The 20,996-nt window shown below is 72.7% G+C and carries 17 protein-coding genes; 8 read left to right on the forward strand and 9 right to left on the reverse strand.

The features are described from left to right. Positions 1 to 57 precede the first annotated feature (57 nt). On the reverse strand, positions 58 to 720 hold the full coding sequence (locus AB0I04_RS01895; protein ID WP_360877387.1) for a hypothetical protein: 663 nt from the start codon (positions 718 to 720) through the stop codon (positions 58 to 60). 371 nt (positions 721 to 1,091) lie between these two features. Between AB0I04_RS01895 and AB0I04_RS01900 the strand changes: the two genes are divergently transcribed. Continuing rightward, on the forward strand, positions 1,092 to 1,427 hold the full coding sequence (locus tag AB0I04_RS01900) for a YnfA family protein (protein WP_360877606.1): 336 nt from the start codon (positions 1,092 to 1,094) through the stop codon (positions 1,425 to 1,427). A 111-nt stretch (positions 1,428 to 1,538) separates the two neighbouring features. Here AB0I04_RS01900 and AB0I04_RS01905 read toward each other — a convergent pair whose 3' ends face one another. Continuing rightward, complete coding sequence (locus tag AB0I04_RS01905; protein ID WP_360877390.1) at positions 1,539 to 3,140, reverse strand: MFS transporter; 1,602 nt, start codon at positions 3,138 to 3,140, stop codon at positions 1,539 to 1,541. Between the two features lie 134 nt (positions 3,141 to 3,274). Here AB0I04_RS01905 and AB0I04_RS01910 point away from each other — a divergent pair, with 134 nt between their 5' ends. From AB0I04_RS01910 to AB0I04_RS01920, 3 genes are all read left to right on the forward strand, one after another. Then, on the forward strand, positions 3,275 to 3,868 hold the full coding sequence (locus AB0I04_RS01910; RefSeq protein WP_360877393.1) for an XRE family transcriptional regulator: 594 nt from the start codon (positions 3,275 to 3,277) through the stop codon (positions 3,866 to 3,868). Between the two features lie 112 nt (positions 3,869 to 3,980). Continuing rightward, complete coding sequence (locus AB0I04_RS01915; RefSeq protein WP_360877396.1) at positions 3,981 to 4,835, forward strand: methyltransferase domain-containing protein; 855 nt, start codon at positions 3,981 to 3,983, stop codon at positions 4,833 to 4,835. A 337-nt stretch (positions 4,836 to 5,172) separates the two neighbouring features. After that, the gene (locus tag AB0I04_RS01920; protein ID WP_360877398.1) at positions 5,173 to 5,676 is read left to right on the forward strand and encodes a MarR family transcriptional regulator; all 504 of its coding nucleotides are present in this window, start codon (positions 5,173 to 5,175) and stop codon (positions 5,674 to 5,676) included. Here AB0I04_RS01920 and AB0I04_RS01925 read toward each other — a convergent pair. Together AB0I04_RS01925 and AB0I04_RS01930 are read right to left on the reverse strand one after the other, a co-directional pair. Next, positions 5,649 to 7,106 carry a HAMP domain-containing sensor histidine kinase gene (locus AB0I04_RS01925; protein ID WP_360877401.1) on the reverse strand — a complete coding sequence of 486 codons (1,458 nt, stop codon included), beginning with the start codon at positions 7,104 to 7,106 and terminating at the stop codon, positions 5,649 to 5,651. The genes AB0I04_RS01920 and AB0I04_RS01925 overlap by 28 nt on opposite strands. Continuing rightward, positions 7,106 to 7,804, reverse strand: coding sequence for a response regulator transcription factor (locus tag AB0I04_RS01930; protein ID WP_360877404.1), 699 nt, complete (start codon positions 7,802 to 7,804; stop codon positions 7,106 to 7,108). The genes AB0I04_RS01925 and AB0I04_RS01930 overlap by 1 nt, the downstream gene beginning before the upstream one ends. 110 nt (positions 7,805 to 7,914) lie before the next feature. On the opposite strand from AB0I04_RS01930, the gene AB0I04_RS01935 reads away from it, so the two are divergent. Continuing rightward, entirely contained in the window at positions 7,915 to 9,570 is a 1,656-nt protein-coding gene (locus AB0I04_RS01935; RefSeq protein ID WP_360877407.1) for an MMPL family transporter, read from the forward strand. 56 nt (positions 9,571 to 9,626) lie between these two features. Here AB0I04_RS01935 and AB0I04_RS01940 read toward each other — a convergent pair whose 3' ends face one another. Next, positions 9,627 to 10,262 (reverse strand): TetR/AcrR family transcriptional regulator, encoded by a 636-nt coding sequence (locus tag AB0I04_RS01940; protein ID WP_360877410.1) that lies wholly within the window; start codon positions 10,260 to 10,262, stop codon positions 9,627 to 9,629. A 78-nt stretch (positions 10,263 to 10,340) separates the two neighbouring features. Here AB0I04_RS01940 and AB0I04_RS01945 point away from each other — a divergent pair, with 78 nt between their 5' ends. Both AB0I04_RS01945 and AB0I04_RS01950 read left to right on the forward strand, forming a co-directional pair. After that, complete coding sequence (locus AB0I04_RS01945; RefSeq protein WP_360877413.1) at positions 10,341 to 10,643, forward strand: antibiotic biosynthesis monooxygenase; 303 nt, start codon at positions 10,341 to 10,343, stop codon at positions 10,641 to 10,643. 99 nt (positions 10,644 to 10,742) lie between these two features. Continuing rightward, positions 10,743 to 11,567 carry an alpha/beta hydrolase gene (locus AB0I04_RS01950; RefSeq protein WP_360877416.1) on the forward strand — a complete coding sequence of 275 codons (825 nt, stop codon included), beginning with the start codon at positions 10,743 to 10,745 and terminating at the stop codon, positions 11,565 to 11,567. Between the two features lie 126 nt (positions 11,568 to 11,693). Here the strand turns inward: AB0I04_RS01950 and AB0I04_RS01955 are convergent, their stop codons facing one another. Next, positions 11,694 to 14,819, reverse strand: a complete 3,126-nt coding sequence (locus AB0I04_RS01955; RefSeq protein ID WP_360877419.1) for a poly(A) polymerase — start codon at positions 14,817 to 14,819, stop codon at positions 11,694 to 11,696. Next, complete coding sequence (locus AB0I04_RS01960; RefSeq protein ID WP_360877422.1) at positions 14,806 to 16,893, reverse strand: RNA ligase family protein; 2,088 nt, start codon at positions 16,891 to 16,893, stop codon at positions 14,806 to 14,808. Before AB0I04_RS01960 ends, AB0I04_RS01955 begins: the two co-directional genes overlap by 14 nt. 225 nt (positions 16,894 to 17,118) lie before the next feature. Here AB0I04_RS01960 and AB0I04_RS01965 point away from each other — a divergent pair, with 225 nt between their 5' ends. Further along, on the forward strand, positions 17,119 to 17,679 hold the full coding sequence (locus tag AB0I04_RS01965; RefSeq protein ID WP_360877425.1) for a GtrA family protein: 561 nt from the start codon (positions 17,119 to 17,121) through the stop codon (positions 17,677 to 17,679). A 15-nt stretch (positions 17,680 to 17,694) separates the two neighbouring features. Here AB0I04_RS01965 and AB0I04_RS01970 read toward each other — a convergent pair whose 3' ends face one another. Both AB0I04_RS01970 and AB0I04_RS01975 read right to left on the reverse strand, forming a co-directional pair. After that, a complete protein-coding gene (locus AB0I04_RS01970; protein ID WP_360877428.1) occupies positions 17,695 to 18,750 on the reverse strand; it encodes a DUF2293 domain-containing protein in 1,056 nt (351 codons plus the stop codon). Between the two features lie 29 nt (positions 18,751 to 18,779). Continuing rightward, complete coding sequence (locus AB0I04_RS01975; RefSeq protein ID WP_360877431.1) at positions 18,780 to 20,981, reverse strand: molybdopterin oxidoreductase family protein; 2,202 nt, start codon at positions 20,979 to 20,981, stop codon at positions 18,780 to 18,782. Between the last annotated feature and the right edge of the window lie 15 nt (positions 20,982 to 20,996).

The following is a 20,996-nucleotide window of genomic DNA, read 5'->3' on the forward strand; positions in this document are numbered from 1 at the left end:
CCATCCACCGGTCCGCAACCGGAGCCCGATGAGTCAGGGAGGGACATGGCGTACCCCTCATCCGGCGACGGCCTCCAGCCGCGCCGGTCCCTCGTGCTCGGCGACGGCCACGGCGCCGTCCGGCCCGGGCAGCCACAGCCAGACCTGCCGTCCGGGCGCGGCGGAACCCCGCCCGGAGACGGCCACGAGCGCCCGGCGCCCGCGCAGGTGCCCGGTGCCGTCCCCGATGCCGGCCCAGTGGCTCTCCTCGACGCGCAGCCGCAGGGCCGCGCCCGCCCACGGGCCGGTCGTGACCAGCGCACACCCGTTGCGCCGCGCCAGTGTGGTCAGCCGCCGTGCCACGTGCGCGGGCGGCTCCTCCGGCGGCCGTACGACGACCATCGCGCAGCCGTCGGTCAGCGCGGCGACCACGTCGGCCCACCTCCGGTCCGGGTCGTCGACGAGCAGGACCCGCATCGGGTCGAGGCCGCCGTCCGTACCGCCGAACGCCGCGGCGGCGGGAACATGCGCCTCCGGCAGGCCGACGACCGCGCACCACCGGTCCCCGAGCCCGGCCGCCAGCGCGAGGGCCAGAGTGGTCGAGCCGTCCACGCCGGTGACCGTCCCGGGCCGCAGCCCGCCGCCGGGGATCACCGCGCGCAGCGCCGGCAGCACAGGGACCAGGTCAACGCCCGCCAGAGGCGAGAAGCCCTCTGTGACCTGCGACGATAGCTCGCTCACTCGTCAATCATCGAACATTCATTCGACTGAAAGCAAGTCGATCGCCGTGGTGTAACGTCGGCTGTGGTCTGTTGATCGGAACGTTCCAGCACCGAAGACGCCATGGTCACAACGGATGCGTCAGCGCCGGGACCGGCGAACGAGCGAGGCGATCAGGAAAGCTCGGGAGCGTCCGGGCTCGCGAAGCGGAACGGCACCCCGAAGTGATCGGCCAGCGCCCGGCCGGTCGTCCGGGCCTCTTCCGCCCCGGGCGTCCGCGCAAGAAAATCGGCTGGCCGGCTGGGGCAGCCGACCAGGGTGAGCGCCGCCGGTCGTGCGGGAGAATCGACATGGTTCGCCACCTCGGATCCGCCAGGAAGGACCTGTTCGCCGTGCTCGTGGCCCGTTCCGTCGCGCTGTTCGTTCTCGCCGCCCTGTTCGAGATCGGCGGGGCGTGGCTGGTGTGGCAAGGGGTGCGTGAGCATCGGGGCTGGGCCTGGGCCGGCGCCGGCATCGTCGCGCTCGGTCTGTACGGGTTCGTCGCCACGTTCCAGCCCGACGCCCACTTCGGGCGGGTCCTGGCCGCCTACGGCGGGGTCTTCGTCGCCGGGTCGCTCGCCTGGGGTGTGGTGGCCGACGGATATCGTCCCGACCGCTTCGACATCATCGGCGCGCTGATCTGCCTGGCCGGGATGGCCGTCATCATGTACGCCCCCAGGGGCCACTGAAGCCCGGCCGCCGCGCCTGGGCGGCGGCCGGGTGCGGGGCTCAGACGAAGAAGTCGTCGTGGTCGAGGAAGAACCGGTGCCCTGGCCGTCCGATACGGGAAGGCATCGGGATCACGGATCCATCGCGGCGGCTGCTTCCGCTTCGTTCACCGGCGCGGAGATCGGGCGCTGCGGGCCTCGGGCGAGGACGTAGACGAACAGGACGGCCATGACGGCGACGCCTGCCCACATGGCCTGCTGCCAGCCGTCGACGAAGGACTCCTGGGCGGCACGGACCAGCGCTCGCGCGTGAGAGCCTGCCCCGTTCGCGGCCTCGATGGCGTTGGCGACGCCTTCGCGTGCGGTGTCGGCAGCACCCTGTGGGACGCCATCGAGCCGGGAGTCGATGGCATTGCGGTAGCCGGAGGACAGGAGTGCTCCGAGTAGGGCGACGCCGAGCGCGGTGCCGAATTCCCGGGTGACGTCGTTGAGCGCGGACGCGACGCCCTGATGCTCGCTTGGGAGAGAGCCGGTGATGGCTTCGGTGGAAGGTGTCATCGACAGGCCCATGCCGATGCCCATGGCGAGCATGCCGGGAAGGACGGAGAGGTAGCCGCCGTCGACGGAGACGACGGATGCCATGAGAGCAAGACCGGCGCCGGCGAGGAGGATTCCCGTCGCCATGGTCGCTTTAGGACCGACACGCGAAGCGAGTCGTGGGGCTAGGCCGGAGGCCGTCATCATCAGCACGGCCATGGGCATGAGCGCCAGTGTGGACAGCAGCCCCGACCAGCCGAGGACGGCCTGGAAGAACGGGAAGAGGACCACGAAGATGCCCGCTTGGACCCCGAAGACCGCCAGGAGCGTGATCGAGCCGCCGGCCAGGCCGCGCTCGCCGAACAGGCGCATGTCCAGGAGCGCGGCATCCCGGCGGCGCAGTTCCCAGGCCACGAAGCCGATGGCGGCGACAAGACCGACGGCGAGGCTGAGCAACGTCGCGGGGGCCGTCCATCCCCGCTCGGGCCCTTCCTGGAGGACGAAGATGAGTCCGACCACCGCGACGATGGAGGTCAGCGCGCCGACGGTGTCGAACGTGTGCCCGGACGTCTCGCGGGAGTTCGGGACGGAACGCAGCGTCATGGTGAGAGCGACGACGCCGAGCGCGACGGGCAGGACGAACAGCCACCGCCAGCTCGCCACGTCGACCAGGGCGGCCGAAAGGAACATGCCCAGGATGCCGCCACCGCCGGCCACACCGGTCCATACGCCGATCGCCCGTCCCCGCTCCTCATCGGGGAAGGTCGAGGTGATGACGGCGAGAGTGATGGGCATGATCATCGCCGCGCCCACGCCGCTGAACAGACGTGCGGCGAGCATGACTTCCGCCGAGGGGGCGAGTCCGGCTGCCGCGCCGGCGAGACCGAAGACGGTCAGGCCGGTGAGCAGCATGGGTTTGCGGCCGAAGCGGTCTCCGATCGCGCCGAGCGGCAACAGGAGCGCGGCCAGGCTCAGGGTGTAGATGTTGATGATCCACAGGATCGTGCTCTGCGAGGCGTCGAAGGCGACGGCGAGGTCCGGCTGGGCGACGTTGAGCCCGGACACCGAGGCGATGACGGCCATCAACGCGATACAGACAGCAGTCAGGATCGTGCGCCGTTGGTGCGCGTCCGGCATGCCTTCGCCGGCGGCGCTACTCGGGTCAGCGCTCGCCTGGGCAGGCTGGTTCGTACTCATTTTTCCTCTCAAAAGCACATGAAGGAGGCAGGCAAGAGTCGGCGCTTTTTCAGAGATATGGCGCCGAGGGACCCGATCACGGTCTCTGTGTCGACCGTACGGCCACCTTGCATCTAAGGCATAAGCTGTTGCTCATGACGCAAGAAGATGGCGAGCTGGACAGCCTGGTACGCAAACGCATCCGCGCCCTGCGCGTGGCGCAAGGCTGGTCCCTGGAGGAACTGGCCGCACGCGCCCAGGTCAGCCAGTCCACGCTCAGCCGCATCGAGAACGGCCGGCGCCGCCTGGCGCTGGACCAGCTCGTCACCCTCGCCCGAGCCCTGGACACCTCCCTGGACCAACTGGTCGAGACGGCCACGGACGACGTCATCTCCAACCCGATGATCGACGCGGCCCATGCGTTGAAGCGCTGGCCCATGAAGGCGGAACCCGGCATGACCGTCGTGCGTCAGCGCATGACCGACCCACCGCCCGACAGTCCCGCGCGCATGCGCGCCCACCCCGGCCGCGAATGGCTCGTCGTCCTGTCCGGCACCGCGATCCTGCTGCTGGGCAACCGGCGTTTCAGAGTCGAGACCGACCAAGCGGCCGAGTTCCCCACGATGCTCCCGCACGCCATCGGCGCCGAAGGGGGACCGTGCGAGATCCTGGGCATCTTCGACCGCGACGCCCGTCGCGGCCACCAACGCGGGGAAGACTCCGGCAGAACGAGCCGCCCACCACAGTGACCAGCCCACCGACGGAGGGCCGCTTGCGCTTTCGGCAGCCGTAGACGTCATCGTCTTGCGCATTGCGAAACCTGACGAGGCACAAGCGCGTGATCGACCTAGCGTGGGGTGCATGAACCACCCGGTGCACCACGCCGCACACCCCGGCCACCAGCACGAGAACGACACCGTCGATCAGGCGGAGATCCTCGACCTGGACGCGGAAGTGCTCGCCGAGCACATCGCCTCCATCATCGAATGGCTGCCCGTCGACCGCGCCCCGCGTCACATCGTCGATCTCGGGTGCGGCACGGGGGCCGGCACGCTCGCCCTGCTCATGCGCTTCCCCGACGCAAAGGTGACGGCGGTCGACTCATCCGCAGGCCACCTGCACCGCCTGCGGGAGAAGGCGGAGGCGGACGGAGTAGCCGACCGGGTGCGCATCATCGAAGCCGATCTCGACGCCGTCTGGCCCGATCTCGGCAGTCCCGAACTCGTGTGGGCATCGGCCTCCATGCACCACATGGCCGAGCCCGATCGCACCCTGCGCCAAGTCCATGACACGCTCGGGCCCGGCGGGCTGTTCGCCGTCGTCGAGCTGGCCGGCTTCCCTCGCTTTCTGCCCGAAGACGCCCCGGAGGACGCGCCCGGCCTCGAAGAGCGCTGTCACGCCGCCGGCGACCGCTACCACGCCGAGCACGTTCCCCACCGTGGCGCCGACTGGGGTGCCAAGCTGTCCGCCGCCGGATTCACCGTCGAGGACGAACGCACCATCGCCGTGAATCTCGATCGCGCTCACTCCGAGGCCATCGGTCGCTACGCCCTGGCCAGTCTGCAGCGCCTGCGCGGCACCGTCGCCCAGGGGCTCTCCGCCGACGACCTCGCCGCGCTCGACCGGCTGCTCGACACCGACAGCCCTCACAGCATCCTGCGTCGCAGCGACCTCACGGTGCGTACCGAGCGCACCGTATGGGCTGCACGCCGCTGATCACCCCACGTCGCATGCCCCGCCCACGAGGAGAGGCTGCATGTACGCCCCCAGGGGCCACTGAAGCCCGGCCGCAGCGCCCGGGTGGCGGCCGGGCGCGAGGCTCAGGCGAAGAAGCTGTCGTGCTCGAGGAAGAACCGCGCCCGCTCCTCATCGTTCAGGTCGCCGAGTTCGGTGATGCCTTCGAAGTAGCCCTCGCGGTCCGCGCCGGGGGCGAACAGCATCAGTAGCGAGGTGGGCGCGCCGGACTCGTTGCGGAAGGCATGCAGTCCGCCCGGCGGCCGTTAGTCTCTATGTCAAACCTCTTAGTGCTCAACTATTGCGACGAGGAGTCACCATGGCGGACTCGGTCTCCGTCGTGCTCGACCAGTGGCGTCGGGCGCGTCCCGACCTCGACGTGTCCCCGATCGGCACGGTCGGCAGGCTCATGCGGCTGTCCCGCCTGTGGGACAAGGCGATCAAGGACTTCCTGGCCGAGAACGGGCTGGAATCCGGCGAGTTCGACGTGCTCTCCACGTTGCGCCGGTCCGGTCCGCCGTACGAGCTGACGGCCGGCGCGTTTCTCAAAGCCTCCCTGGTGACCTCGGGCGCGATCACCCTGCGCACCGACCGGATGATCGCCAAGGGCCTGGTCGAGCGGGTCCGTGACGACGTCGACCGCCGGGTCGTCAAGATCCGTCTCACCGAGCACGGCCTCCAAGTGATCGACGGGCTGCTCCCGCTTCACCTGGCCAACGAGGCACGCCTGCTTCAGGGCCTGGACGACGCGGATCTCGAACACCTCACGGCCCTGCTGTCGTCGCTTCTGGAGTCCTATGGCGACGTCGCGGAAAGGTCCTGACGCGCCGGCGGACCATCGCCCGGGGCGCGGGGAAGGCGGACTGTGAACGTCGTGCCCTCGTCCGGCTCGGACGTGACGGCGACAGTGCCGCCGTGCGCCTCGGCGACGGCCGCGACGATGGACAGGCCGAGGCCGGCGCCGCCGTGTTCGCGGGAGCGGGACCGGTCGGTCCGGTAGAAGCGTTCGAAGACCCGCTCGCACTGGTCCCCGGTGAGGCCGGGGCCGTGGTCGGTCACGGCGATCTCCACCTGGTCGCCGGCGACGCCGATCCGTACCGTGGCCGGGGTGCCCGCGGGCGTGTGCCGCCGTACGTTGGCGAGCAGGTTGTCGAGGACCTGACGCAGGCGCATCGCGTCGCCGAGCACCACGGCTTCGTCCGCCGTCTCCAGATCGATCGGCCGGTCGGGTTCGACGGCGCGGGTGCCGGCCACGGCGTCGGCCGCGAGCCGGGTCAGGTCGACCGGCTCGCGTTCGAGGGGGCGTCCCTGGTCGAGCCGGGCCAGGAGGAGGAGTTCGTCGACGAGCGATCCCATGCGCTCGGCCTCGGCCTCGATGCGGGCCATCGTCTTGGCGAGGTCGTCGGGGCGTTCGGCCGCCCCTCGGCGGAACAGCTCGGCGTATCCCCGGACGGTCGCCACCGGCGTGCGCAGCTCGTGGGAGGCGTCGGCGATGAACCGCCGCAGCCGTTCCTCGGACGCCTCACGCTCCCGGAACGCCGTCTCGATCTGGCCGAGCATGTCGTTCAGCGACTGGCCGAGGCGTCCGACCTCGGTGCGCGGCTCGGCGTGCCGTACGCGGCGGGACAGGTCGCCGGCGCCGATCGCGCGCGCCGTGACGCTGATCTCCTCCAGCGGGCGCAGGCCCCGCCGGATGGCCCTGGCCGCGAGGAGGGCCACCGCGGCCAGGGCGAGAAACGAGACGACGAACTCGACCCTGGCCAGGTGCCTGATCGCGCTGTCGGCGTCCTTGGTGGGAGTGCCGATGAGCAGGATCCGGCCGTTGCGGAGCCGGGAGACGCGGAGCCGCCAGTCGGCCGAGGCGTGCAGGCCGCCGACCTTGTAGATCCGCGCGCCGTCGGGGTTCCGCGTCGTCACGGCCGCGGGGGTGGGGTGCGGCGGCATCGGCGGCCGGTCCACCGCGGCCAGCGTCTGTACGACCTGGCCGTCCGCCGCGCGGATCTGCATGAAGGACGGGATCGTGCCGCTGGCGGCCAGTGCCTGGGCCACCCACGCGCCGTTCGGGCCCACCCGTACGGGGTCGGTGCGCGCCCCGAACGCCGCCTCCATCGCCATACCGACCACGTTGAGCTGCCGGTCGGTCCGGCGGACGATGTCGTGCCGCAGAGCCGCGAAGCTGCCCACCGCGGCGACCGCGAGGCCGGCCGCGAGCAGGACGAGCAGGGTGAGGATGAGCCGTCGGCGCAGGGACATCACGACGCCCGGGGCAGGCGAAGGACGTACCCGATGCGCGGCACCGTGTGGATCAGCGGGGGATCGACGGCGTCGACCTTGCGGCGCAGGTAGCTGATGTAGGTCTGGACGACGCTGTCGTTGCCGCCGAAGTCGTAGTCCCAGACGTGGTCGAGGATCTGGCGCTTCGACAGCACCCGCCCGGCGTTGATGACGAGGTACCGCAGCAGCTTGAACTCGGTCGGCGTGAGCTCGAGCGGCGTACCGCCCCGGGAGACCTGATAGGCGTCCTCGTCGATCTCCAGGTCGGCGAAGGCGAGCCGCGCCGCGGCTGCGTCGGGACGGCTCGTGCGGCGCAGCACGGCGCGGATCCGGGCGATGAGCTCCTCCAGGCTGAACGGTTTGGTGACGTAGTCGTCGCCGCCGACGGTCAGTCCGGCGATCTTGTCCTCGGTGGCGTCGCGGGCGGTCAGGAACACCACCGGGGCGTCACAGCCGTCCCGGCGCAGCCTGCGGCAGGTGTCGATCCCGGAGCCGTCCGGCAGCATCACGTCGAGCACGATGAGGTCCGGCCGGAACGCCGTGACCTGGGCGATGGCCTCGGTGCCCGTGCCCGCCACGGCCGGCTCGAATCCCTCGTACCGCAGCGCCGTGGCGACCAGATCGGCGAGGTAGGGCTCGTCGTCGACGACGAGCACCCGGATGGTGGGGTCCGTCACGGAGCCCAGTGTCGCGCGTCGTCCTGTGAGAACGCTGTGAGAATTCTGTGACAGGGAACTCCCAGAACGGGCACACGGCGCCCGAAGAGCGGGCTGCTGTCCTGACCGGCATGGAAAGATTCTCCGGTTTCGTGCTGCGTCAGAAGCTCGCCGTGACGCTCACCTGGCTCGCGCTCGCCGTCGCGGGTGTTCTCGCGACGTCGCAGATCGGAGGGCGGCTCTCCGCACAGAACACCATGCCGGGACGCCCCTCGTACGAGACGAACGCGGCGATCGCGCGGACGTACGGCACCGGTGGGAGCGGCGACCCCCTCGTGCCGGTGATCGTCCTGCCCGCGGGGCGGACCGTCGACTCGCCGGGCGTCCGCGCTCAGGTCGGCCGGGCCTTCACGGCGGCGGCCACGGCCGTGCACGGGCGCGCGGTCTCCTACGCCGACACCGGCGACCGGCGTCTCGTCGGGCGTGACGCCCGGACGACCTTCGGCTTCGTGTACATGCCGTCCGGCCAGGGCGGCGGGATGCGCGCCACCACCCCGACCGAGCCCGTCACGGCGGCGATGCGTGCGGCACTGCCTCCCGGCGCCACCCTTCGCGTCACCGGGATGAGGCCGCTGGAGTCCGGCGGTGGCGGGTCGGGCCACGGCGTCAGCGTCCTGTCCGAGACGCTCGTCGGCGGGCTGGGCGCGCTCGCCGTGCTCGCGTTCGTCTTCGGCTCCCTGCTGGCCCTCGTGCCGCTGCTCATCGCCGCCTGTTCGATCCTGACGTCGTTCCTGGTCGTCTACGGGCTCACGGCGGTCACCGACGTGAGCGTGATCGTCCAGTTCATCGTCGCGCTGATCGGCCTGGGCGTGGCCATCGACTACTCGCTGCTGCTGGTGACCCGATGGCGGGAGGAACAGGCCGCCGGGCATCAGGGCGACGAGGCGGTGCGCCGGGCGATGGCGACGGCCGGGCGCGCCATCGTGTTCAGCGGCGGAGCGGTCGCGATCGGCCTGGTCGCGATGGTCGTCCTCCCGGTGCCGTTCCTGCGCAGCGTCGGGTACGGCGGGATCATCATCCCGGTGGTGAGCGTGGTCGCCGTCCTCACGCTGCTGCCGGTGCTGCTGGCGAGGTTCGGGTCACGGATCGACCGACCGCGGCTGCGCCGGGGCGGCGGGGCCGGGCGCGGCTGGACCGCCTGGGCGCGCGGCGTCGTCCGGTTCCGGTGGGCGGCGGTCGCGGTCTCCGGCGCCTTCCTCGGCGTCCTCGCCGTCGCGGCCCTCGGCCTGCACCTGGGCGACGCCGAGAGCGACGCCCTCGCCTCGTCCGGGCCCGCGTACGAGGGCCGGGCCGCCCTGGTGCGTGCCGGAGTGCCGACCGGCGTCCTCACCCCGATCGACGTCCTGGTGCCCAGGGGCGGGGACCCGGAGGCGACGGCGGCGCGGCTCGCCCGGGTTCCGGGCGTCGTCACGGCCGTCGCCCCGGACACGCCCGCCTGGCGGCGCGACGGCACGGCGCTGGTCACGGTGGTCCCCGCCGCCGAGGGCGGTTCCGCCGCCGGGAAGGACACGGCCCGCCGCGTCCGCGCCGCGGTGCCCGCCGGCACCGGGGTCGGCGGCACGGCCGCGATCGGCGTCGACTTCGCCGAGGCGGTCCCCGCCCTCGTGTCGCTGTTCGGCCGCTGGAACTGGTGGCTGCCCGGCTGGGCGGCCCGCGCGCTCCGTGTCCGCCCCGCCCCGCTCCCGCCCGAGCCCGCACGCGAGCCGGTGGCGGCCGGTCGCCTCTGACCAGGCCGCGGACCGGCTGGGCCGTTGGTTCGGCGGGTCGTTGGTTCGACGGGTCGTTAGTTCGGCGCTGCGCCCGTACCGTCGGCGGCCCTCCGGCCGGTGGCCGACGGCCAGGCATGGAGGGCCGCCTCGGCGATCCGCTCCAGGTCGGTCCTTGTGGCGCCGTCGCGGGCCTGGGCGGACATGCCCTGGATGACGGCTGAGCAGAAGGTCGCCAGGGCATGAGCGTCGGTGCGGGCGGGAAGCTCTCCCGCCCGCACGGCGGCGGCGATCTTGTCTTCGAGCGCGCGGGTTCCCGCAGCGCGCAGGTCGCGTAGATGGGCCGCGATGTCGGCGGACTGCGGGGAACAGTTGGTCGCCGCGGTGATCAGGAGGCAGCCGCGCGGGCGATCAGGCCTGGTGTAGGCGGCCGCCGCCTCACGCAGCAGGCGTTCGACGGCGTCGCGGGCGTTCGGCTCCTCGGCCAGCGCGCGCTGCGTGAAGGCGCCGTAGGTGCGGATGTAGCGGTCGAGCGACTCGAGGAACAGGGCCCGCTTGTCGCCGAAGGCGGCGTACAGGCTGGCCGCCCCGATGCCGAGTGCGCTGGTGAGCAGGGCGATCGAGGTCGCGTCGTAGCCGTGCTCCCAGAACACGGCGATGGCGCCCTCAAGAGCCTTGTCGCGGTCGAACGACCGGGGCCGTCCCGTTCTCATGCCGCAATTCTATAGCGATCGTTCGAGAAGTGGGTTAGCGTACTTCTCGAACGATCGTTACAGAAGTGAGGAGCGCACATGGTGACCGTGGGACTTTTCATCCGGGTCGAGGCCAAGCCGGACAAGGTCGCCGAGGTCGAGGAGAAGTTGAAGGAGGTGGTGGACATCGTGCGCAAGGAGGGGAAGGCGGTCGTCTGGTTCGCGCTGCGGCTCGGGCCGACGACGTTCGCCATCTACGACGCGTTCGCCGACGACGCCGACCGTAAGGCTCACCTGGAGGCGAACGGCCCGGCGCTGCGCGAGGCCGGTGCGGAGCTGTTCGTCGGGTCGCCCTCGATCGATCACATCGACGTCGTCGCGGCCCTGCTCCCCGGCGAGTGACCGGACGCGGCGAGAGATGACCGCCTGCCGCACGCCGGGGCGGCGTGCGGCAGGCGTCGGCACGACACCGCACGATCAGGCCCACCCTGGAGAGACCTCATGAGAACGGCACACGTCAACGACATCGAGATCGAGTACGACGTCATCGGCCGAGGCGAACCACTGCTGCTCATTCACGGCTCCAACCTCGCCACGGGGCTCGCGCCGCTGGCGGCCGCGCTGGCCGTCGAGGCCCCGCCACTCCGGCTCGTGCGCTACCACCGGCGCGGGATGGCCGGGAGCGGCGGACGAGGCGAACCGATGGGCATCCGACAGCAGGCCGACGACGCCCTCGGCCTGCTCGACGCCCTCGGCCTGCCGTCCGTGCACCTGCTGGGCTACTCCTACGGAGCCGTGATCGCCCTTGAGGCCGCACTCTCGGCACCCGCCCGCGTACGAAGCCTGGCACTCCTCGAACCGATCCTGACCGAGGTGCCATCGTGGACGTCGTTCAAGGCCGGCATGGAACCCGTCATGAGCCGCTACGCCGCCGGCGACATGGCCGGCGCGGTGACCACGACGTTCGCCGGCCTCGGAGGTTCAGACTGGCGGGAGCTGGTATCGACCGCCGGCCCGGACGCCCTTGACCTGGCGGTGCGTGACACCGAGCTCTTCTACCGCGTAGAGTGGCCGGCCTTCACCACCTGGACGCTGGACGAGACACGCGCCGCCGCCGTGAAGAGCCCGGTGCTGTCGGTGATGGGGACCCGGAGCGGGCCCTTTTTCAAAGAAGGCCGGGATCTCCTGCATCAGCGCTTCGCCCAGTGCGCGGACGCCGACATCCCCGACGCGAACCACCTGCTGCAGCTCCAAGCACCCGAGTTGATCGCCGCCGCGGTCGCGGACTTCCTCCAGCAGCGCTCACCACTGGATCCAGCATCCTGACCGCTCGCCGGGGACCCTGAACCCGCGCCCTTTCCGGCCGGTCGCCGCGGACACCGCCCGCGTGGGGTCAGCCGGGCCCACTACGAGGCTAAGAGGACCGGCGCCCGCCTGACACCGCCCGCGGGGTCAGGGGAGCGTCGGCACCTCGCCGCATCCGGCCCACTCAACACCGACGCCGCGCAGCGTCGAGGCCCAGGGGCCGGCGATCGCGGCGAGCCCGGTGGCGTCCGGGGGCCTGCGGCCCAGCCCCACCGCGAAGCGCGCCGACCCCGGTCCCGTCTCGTACGGCCGGGGCCAGGCATGCGCGTCCGCGATCCCCGCGTGCTCCAGCGCGGCGAGCAGGGCCCGGACCCGGCCTCGCACGCGGCCGAGCGTCACGCCGAACTCCTCCGTCGGCGTCTCTCGTACGGTGATGACTGCCCACGCGGCGTGCCGCCGGTGCATCGGCGGAGGCGACAGGAGCCCGGCCGGCAGCTCCTGGTCGGTCCTCGTCTCCTCCAGCATCTCCCAGACTCGGTACAGCTCCCGCGTCAGGAGATCCCGCCCGCCATCGCCGACCTGGTCGGCGCACGACCGGACGGGAGCGGTCGGGGTCATGATCCGGACGGCCGCCGGCACCACCGGATCCGGCTCAGGCTGGTCCGGCCCGGATCCTGGCACACACTGGTTTGGCCCGGATCCCGGCGCGGGCTGATCCGGTCCCGATCCCGGCTCGGGCTGGTCCGGGCGGAGCAGGACCGGGTGCCGCCAGTCCCAGGCGGCCCAGGTGCCGAAGAAGTGGCGGAGCAGGTCGCCCTCGGGGAGGTCCCCCGCCTCCCGGACCGTGCGCGCCGCCAGGATCGTCCAGGCCAGGCCGGGCAGGCCGCCGAACGGAGCCGAGTCCAGGCCGCGTGCCTTCGCCCATGCCTTCACCTGCCGGGCGAGCCCGGTGAACCGGTCCCGGTGCCCGCCGACCGCAGCCAGGACGGCGTCGGCGTCGCTGACGGCGCTCAGCGCGATCGCGGACGCCTCGTCCAGTTCCGCGCGGCGTGCCACGGCCTCGGCCGGGGCGACGCTCCCCGCGGCGACCACCATCAGATCGACGTCCAGCCCGGCGTATCGGAACCGGAGACCGGGTACCCGAGCGCCGGTCACGTGCCGCATCCCGGTCGACTCCGGCAGCGCCGCCGTCACACGCGCCCGGACGTCCGCCGGGTCGGGCGCCCCCGGCAGCGCCGCCACCACGTCCAGGTCCGCGCCGGTCAGGGTACAGCCCATGCGCCGGGACCCGACGACCTCGACGACGCCCTCCGCCAGCGCGGCACGGAGCCGCTCCAAGACCGGCTCGACCGCGCGCAGCCAGGTCGGGGCGGTGCGCGGGTTGGTTTCGTCTGCCCGGGTCGGCGTGGTGCGCGGGTCGGTTTTGGCCGTCCGGGCCGGGGCGGTGCGCGGGTTGGTCTCGACTGTCCGGGTCGGCGTGGTGCGCGGATCGGCTTCGGCCGTCCGGGTCGGTTCGGCTTGCCGGTTGGTCTCGACCGTCAGCACCGACGCGTTCCCGGGGCGCCGCTCGGGCGACGTTCCCTGGCCGTTCACGAGGGGCGGTCCGTCGTCGAGCCAGTGGATCTCGCCCGTTCCCAGGGCGATGGTCGCCCTGGGGCGCATCGGCTCGTCGCCCCGGCGTGACAGCAGCATGAGCTCGCCGACGTGGGCGGACACGCCATCGAGCCGTGCGGTGCAGCGGGCGATGAGACGTTCCGCCTCCCGCGTCCTTCCCAGCGTCAGGTGGGGGACATGACTCTCGCCCCGGCAGCGCGGGAACGCGCGCTCCAGCGCCTCGCGCAGATCCGCCCAGGGGGCCGCTCCACCCGCGGCCGGATCGAGCCATACCGTCGCGTCGTCCCGGTGGTGGAAGGCGCGGACGCCCTCGAGCCGCGCCGTGAACGGGGCGGTCGCGGCCACGGCGGCGGACAGCAGTGGCGCCGCCCGGTCGAACTCCGACTCCGGTACGAAGCCGAACATCAGGGTGACGTGCGGTGGCCACCGGTCGAACCGAGGGTCGTGTTCCCGGCGGATCTCCTGGATCGTCGGCCGTACGTCCTCCGGCGGGATCCACACCACCGCCGTCCGCGCCGTCGGCCGTACGTCGGACAGGCCGGGGGACGGCTGCGCCCCGTCGGCGGCGACGTCGGCGGCGACGCCGTAGTGGTCCGACGGGAACAGGCCATCCGGCGTCATCGGGGAGTCTCCGCGAAGACGCGCGGCGGTGGCGCGAAGGGCGGAGCCGCTCAGGAACACCCGGTCGAGCCGGGACGCCCGGCCGGAGAGCGACGACACGGCGGCCAGCGGATTGGCCGCCGGGTCGAAGGTCACGGCCGGGTCGGCGGGGCCGTGGACCTCGATCCAGGCGTCCCGAACGCCGAGTATGCCGGCGAGGCCGGTACCGCCGTCGTTGAAGTCGCCGAGGAGGACGATGTCCCCGTCCACGCCGGCCAGGACCTCGGCGAGCCGCGCGAGCTCCGCCTCGCGCCGGGCGGGGCCGTTCTCGGCGTGGTCGCTGGTCAGATGGGTCGCCGCCACGACGACCGGCCCGGCGGCGGACTCCACGGTGACGGCCGCGACGCCCTTGTGCGGGCCGAGAACGTGCAGGCCCGCCTCGCGTACGGGCAGGCGGCTGAGCAGGAGGAGCCCGGTCTCATCGACGTCGGGCCCCGCCGGATCGGCGCCCAGCGCGTAGCCGGAGCGGATCCAGGGGGCCCGCAGCAGCAGGTCGAGCAGACCGGCCTCGACCTCCTGGAGCGCGATGACGTCCGCGTCGGCCTGTTCGAGGGACTCCAGCAGCAGCGGCCGGCGGCGGGCGGTGTCGATGCGGTCGGCGTCGTAGCGGTCCCACAGGGTGTTCCACGTCAGCACCCGCAGGCCGGCCGGCGCCGGGCCGGCCGGTACGGGCTCGGCCGGACGCCAGCCCGCGACGGGGTCCCACGCCACCGGCGTCCTGGCGGTGAAGAACGGCGCCCGGAGTCTGCGGGCCTCCCGCACGCGGCCGGCCGGTGACGCGTCGACCCGGTCCACTCCCGCGCGACGGTCCCAGACGACCTCGCCGTCGGCCTCGATGAAGAGGATCCGGTGCCACGGGACGTCGCCGCCCGGCACGAACGCGGGCAGCGGGACGCGCTTGGGCGCGGCCCCGCGGACGTTGATCCCCAGCAGGAACCGCGCGGGGTCGAAGCGCGGGTCCCAGCGGATCCGGTGGTAGATCTCCTCACTGGTACGCACGGTCGCTCCTGGTGTTCGGGTGGATCTCGTCGTCGATGGCTCCGGCGACGTCGCCGACATCGCCGTCCGGGCCGACATACCAGGTGCGGTGCGCCTCACCGGGATAGGGCGGGGAGAAGCGGCGAAGCTGGGCGGAGAGCACGTCCGCGGGTACCGGGTGGTCGCGGCCGGCGTTACGCCGGGCCAGCAGGTCGCCGGAGACCAGCATGACCGCGTGCGTCGTCAGTGCGTCGTGCCGGCGGGCCACGGTGTGGACCAGGGAACGCTGGTGCCGGTTCAGCGCCGTGGCGTCCCAGACGACGGTCGCGCCCTCCGCGAGGAGCGCTCCGAGCCGGTGCAGCCCGGCCCGGAGAACCTCCGAGTTGGCCCGCTGGTCCGCGCGGGAGCCGCGGGCCTGGCGCAGGTCGTCGAGCGAGACGACCGCGTCGACGCCCGGAAGGCCCGCCGCGAAGGTGCTCTTCCCGCTGCCCGACGGCCCCGTCATGACGACGAGCCGGGGGAAGGCGCCGGACCGCCATCGCCAGGTGAGGGCCAGGGCCTCCTCCGGCGTGGAGATCCGGCCCAGTGCGTACGCCTCCCGCGCCTCCGCCCAGCAGCGGTCCGCCGCGTCCTGGTCGATGCCGGAGCCGTCGAGCGCCTGGCGCAGGCCGGCCCGAAGCGGCTCCAGGGGCGCCTCGGTGAGGAGCCCGGCCTCGTCGGCGTGCAGTTCGGACCAGCCGACCTGCTCGCGCGCCTCGGCGGCCTCGGCACCGTCGCGCCCGGTCAGCACCGCGGCGGCGACCGCGTGCAGTACGCCCACGTCGGCCATGACCGCCAGGCGTCTCAGGCCGGTGCGCCGCGCCTCGTCGGGGAACGGATGGTGCAGGCCGGTGTGCAGGCCGACGAGGTCCGCGACCCGGCGGGCGAGGGGCACGCCGAGCGGCTCCGCCAGCCGCGGCATCAGCCCGGCCCGGTCGGCGTTGTGGAGGAGGGCCGCCAGCAGGCCCGCCAGGCGCTCGTCTCCGGAGCGCCCCAGGAGGTCGAGGCGGGCGGACACGTCGGCGAGCACGGACTCGGCACGCTCGCCGGCCGCATCCGACGCCGCGAGCGAGGCCTCGGACGCGCCGGGGACCGGGGCACCGGGGAGGGTTTCGGGAACGCCGGAGGTGACCGCGGAGGCGCCGGGAGTGGTTTCGGGTGTGCGGGGGTCGGCCGCGGAGGCACCGGCGGCGGTTCCGGATCTGCCGGGGGCGGACGCAGAGGCACCGGCAGCGGTTCCGGGTGCGCTGGGGCCGGTTTCGGGCGCGCCGGGGGTTGCCGCGGAAGCACCGGGAGCGGTTTCGGAGGTGCCGGGCGCGACGGCGGAGGTGCCGGGGGCCGGCCTGGGGGCGGCCAGGTCGGCCGTCGTCATCCCCACCGCGCCGAGGAGGGCCGCCGGGTCCGGGATCGCCCCCGAACGCGCCTGCCACAGCGCGGCGACGGGGCCCAGGCCGTTCTCGACGACGGGGCCGAGCATCCAGTGCCGGTCCGTTCGTACGTGCTCGCGCCGCACCCACTTGGCGACCCGGCGGGCGAACTCGTCGCGGTGGAAGCCGCCGACGGTGCGGACGACGTAGCCCTCCTGCCGCTCCGTGTCGAGGCGGAGCGCCCGGACGGCCCGCTCGTCGAAGACGCCGCGCCACAGCACGGCGGGGACGGGCAGGCCCAGCCGCCGGGCGAACCGTACGGTGCGGTCCCAGTCCAGGCAGTGGTCGCCCTCCCACACGGAGAAGGCGTAGAACCAGCCCTCCAGGTCCCGGTAGGCGATCGAGTGACGAGCGTAGAGGTTCTCCCCGCACACCCGCGTGCCGTCCGGTATCCGGTGGGCGATCCTCCCGTGCAGCGCCTTGATCCACGCGCGGGACGGGTGGTGCCCGCTGTCCGTCGAACGGGCGTGCAGCCCGTCCGGGTACATCGTGGTGTTCTCGCCGTCGAGCTTCTCGGTGACGACGACGTCCCGGCCCGCGAAGCCGGACAGGTCGGCGGCGCGCACGTCGTCCGGGCCGACACCCGGCGACCAGGGCAGGTGAGGAGTGCGGGGATAGTGCGCTCGCATGATCCGCTCCTGCCGCCGACCGACGATTCTCCTGGCCGCGACGACCATAGGGGCGAGCGGGTCGGCGAATCCATCGAATTCCCGGCGGCGCGCGCGTTCGCCGGTCCGTGCCGGGCGGGACGACCGGTGGCGCGCGCGGCCCTGGATAGGCGGATACCGCGCGATCCGGCCCGACATGTCGGGGGACGGGCACATCCGATGGCCCGTGGCCCGTAGACTGCCCGGGTGTCGCTTACCCGGATCACGCTCTCCCGAGTCCCCGCGCCACTGCGCCCGTTGCTGGTCAAGCACCGTGAGCTGGTGAAGTTCGCCTTCACCGGCGGCGTCTGCTTCGTGCTGACGGCCGGGGTGAACTACGGGCTGAAGCTGACCGTCATGAAGACGAAGCCCGTGTCGGCGCTCACGATCGCGATCATCGTCGCGACGATCGCGTCGTACCTGATGAACAGCGGCTGGTCCTTCCGCGCTCGCGGGGGTCGCAGCCGGCACGTCGAGGCGATGTTGTTCTTCGGCGTGAGCGCCCTGGGCGTCGCCGTCAACGACATCCCGCTCTACCTGGCACGCTACGCGTTCGACCTGCAGTACCCGAACGTCAGCCACGTCACCCAGGAGCTCTCCGACTTTCTCAGCGGCATGATCATCGGCACCCTGCTGGGGATGGCCTTCCGCTGGTGGGCGATGAAGAAGTGGGTGTTCCCGCACGAGAAGGCCAGCGGCACCGTCACGGCGGCGAGCGCCGGACGTCTGGCCACCCCCGCCGACGAGGAGTCCGAGCTCGTCGCCTGATCCACCAGGAGCGGGTCAGCCCTGCCAGCGCTCCAGGACGGCGTCGACGTCGGCTCGGATCCGCTCCCGTGCGGTGATCCGCGGTACTCCGGACATCAGCAGCGTGTCGTAGCCGGTGTCCTCGTGCCGGATCGACGCGACGACCGCGGCTCTGATCGCCCCCTGATCCAGGGCGCGCCCGGCGGCGGACCGCCCGACGCGCCCGCTGCCGCGTGTCCCGGCATGCCGGGCGATCGCCTCCGCTCGGTCGGCGGGGCACCCGGGGAACACCCGCCTGATCTCGCCGGCCATCCTCGCCTGGAACTCCAGGTCCTCATCGGCACGCCGTTCCCGGTCACGCTCCCGCCGCCGGGCCCGTACGTCCTCGTCGGCCAGGCACTGCTCCTCGGCCAGCTCCAGCGCGGGCTCCTCGACCAGCAGCCCCTGCCGGTCGTACCGCTTGCGCCGCCGGTTGAATCGGACGACGACGGCGGACAGGGTGCTCGCCTTCTTCGCCCGCCGGGTGAGCGCGGCGTCGCCTGACGGCAGGAAGACCAGGTGATCCATGTCGGCGCAGGTCAGGCAGGTCGACTGGTCATCCTCCACGATCATGAGGTCGCCGGTGCCGTGGCAGACGACGCAGTTCCAGTCCTTGAGCGGCATGACGACCACCAGGTCCGGAGCGCGATTCTGCCGTTCGATCAGCCGTTCGCGCCTGGCCTCGGACAGGTCGGGGGACAGCCAATGCGTCCGGAACGCCCGCTCGACGGCCTCGTCGCCATCGGAGGTGAACCGAAGGGGCCGACGATCGCGGGCGGCGGCGACGTACGCGGTCTCGCTCGGCCTCAGCCCCTGGCGCTCCGCCCATTCGCGAAGGGTCGCCAGCGCGGTGGCGAGCTTGTCGGGGCGTACGCTGAGCGCCTCCTCCAGGTCGGCGATGCGCCCCTGACGCCACTCGTCCACCCGTCGGCCGGGCAGCCAGCCGAGTCCGGTCAGGACGTCGATCATGGACACTGACCTGGAGCTCGTTAGGGCGGCCTCGGCCGCGGCGACGACACGGCGTTCGAGAGCCGAGGCGGGTGCCCGGTTCATGACAGCCAAAAATACTGGACCGGCGTCCGTCAGGCGGGCTGGATCTCCACCGGCACCCCGTTGAGCACGGCGTTGCCCGACAGCGGGTCGAGGGCGAGCGGGTCGGTGAGGGCGTTGGCGTTCGCCCCGGGGTGCGCGGCGGCCACGGACATCCGGGTGCCGGGCAGGCCGTGACCCCAGCCGTGGGGAAGGCTGACGACGCCCGGCATGACCTCGGCGGTGACCTCCACCTCGGCCTCGATCGTGCCGCCGGTGCTCGTCACCTTGGCCGTTCCGGCGTCCGTGAGCCCCAGCCGGCCGGCGTCGTCGGGGTTGACCTGGAGCGTGCAGCGGTTCGAACCCCGGACCAGGCCGGGCAGGTTGTGCATCCAGCTGTTGTTCGACCGCAGGTGGCGGCGGCCGATGAGGACCAGGCCCGTACGGCGGCGGGCGAGGCCGTCGCGGAGGCGGCCCGTGTCCTCGGCCAGTGGCGGCGGGCACAGCTCGATCCGGCCGGACCGAGTCCGTAGGACCTCGGGCAGCCGGGGCTTCAGCGGGCCGAAGTCGATGCCGTGCGGTGCGTCCCGCAGCGCCTGGAGGGACAGGCCGCCGGGGGTCGCGCCGAAGCCGTCGCCGTACGCTCCGAGGCGCAGCATGAGGTCGAGGCGGCGCAGCGCCGGGGTGTCGCCGGTGAGAAGCGGGTGCAGCTCCGCCGGGTCCCGGCCGTGGACGGGGGAGGACGGGTCGGCGATCGCCTTGCCGAGGAGATGGGCGATGACCGACTCGTCGACGTCGGCGTCCTGGCCGGACACGATGCCGATGAGGCGGGACAGGACCGCGCACTCATCGAGTTCCCCGTCCCGGAGGGGGAGCACGGGTGGGGAGTATCGTGCGTTGTTGCGCACGGCGAACTCCCCGAAGGCGATGTCGTAGTGCGGAGACCGGCTCGGCGGGGGCGGCGGGAGAATGACGTCGGCGCGCCGCGTCGTCTCGTTGAGATACGGATCGACGCTGACCATGAACTCCAGGCCGTCGAGCGCGTCCCCGAGGCGTTCGCCTCCGGGCGTGGACAGCACCGGGTTGCCGGCCACCGTGATCAGGGCGCGCACCTGGCCCTCGCCGGGAGTGAGGATCTCGTCGGCCAGCGTGGTGGCGGGCAGTTCGCCCTTCACCTCCGGTAGTCCGCGGACGCGGCTGTGCCAGCGCCCGGTCCGGAAGCCGGGTCCGGTGCCCGTGCCCGGGCGGCGGTGCGCGCCGAGGGGGAACATCGCGCCGCCGGGCCGGTCGAGGTTGCCGGTCAGCACGTTGATGACGTCGACCAGCCAGTTGGTGAGCGTGCCGAACTCGGCGGTGCAGGTGCCGATGCGGGCGTAGACGGCGGCGCCGGGGGCGGCGGCGAGTTCGCGGGCCAGCCGCCGGATGTCCTCGGCCGGGACGCCGCAGACCTCCGCCACCCGCTCGGGGGCGAAGTCACGGCTGAGTCGCTCGACGTCCGACACGCCGTCGACACCGGGAGTGTCGGCGACCAGCCCCTCGGCGAACAGGGTCTGCACGACGCCGAACAGCAGGTAGGCGTCGGCGCCCGGCCGGATCGGCAGGTGCCGGTCGGCGACGCGGGCGGTGCGGGTCCGGCGCGGGTCGACGACGACCAGGGTGCCGCCGCGTCGGCGGAGCGCCTTCAGTTTCCCGGGGAAGTCGGCGGCGGTGCACAGGCTGCCGTTGGACTCGAGGGGGTTGGCGCCGAGCATCAGCAGGTAGGAGGTGCGGTCCAGGTCCGGCACCGGGATGGCGAGGGGGTCGCCGAACAGTAGCCCGCTGGAGACGTGCTTGGGCATCTGGTCGACGGTGCTCGCCGAGTAGACGTTCGTGCTGCCGAGCGCCCGCGCGAGCGGTCCGGCGTACAGGCCGCCTGCGAGAGTGTGCACGTTGGGGTTGCCGAGGTAGAGGGCGAGCGACTGGCGACCGTGGCGTCCGACGACTCCGTCGAGGCCGCGGCGCACCGCCGCGAACGCCTCCTCCCAGCCGACCTCACGCCAGCCGTCGCCGTCGCGGACCATGGGGGAGCGCAGCCGGTCGGGGTCGTTCTCCAGCTCGTCGATGGTCGCGCCCTTGGGGCAGATGAAGCCGTGGCTGAAGACGTCGGCGCGGTCGCCCCGGGCGCCGGTGACCCGGCCGTCGGTGATCGTCAGCTCGAGGCCGCAGGTGGCCTCGCACAGGGGGCAGATCCGGTACGCGGTCGTCGTCTCGGGCATCGGCCCTCCACAGCA

Origin of the sequence: Actinoallomurus sp. NPDC050550 (assembly GCF_040655075.1) — a bacterium.
In the GTDB taxonomy this organism is placed as follows: domain Bacteria; phylum Actinomycetota; class Actinomycetes; order Streptosporangiales; family Streptosporangiaceae; genus Actinoallomurus.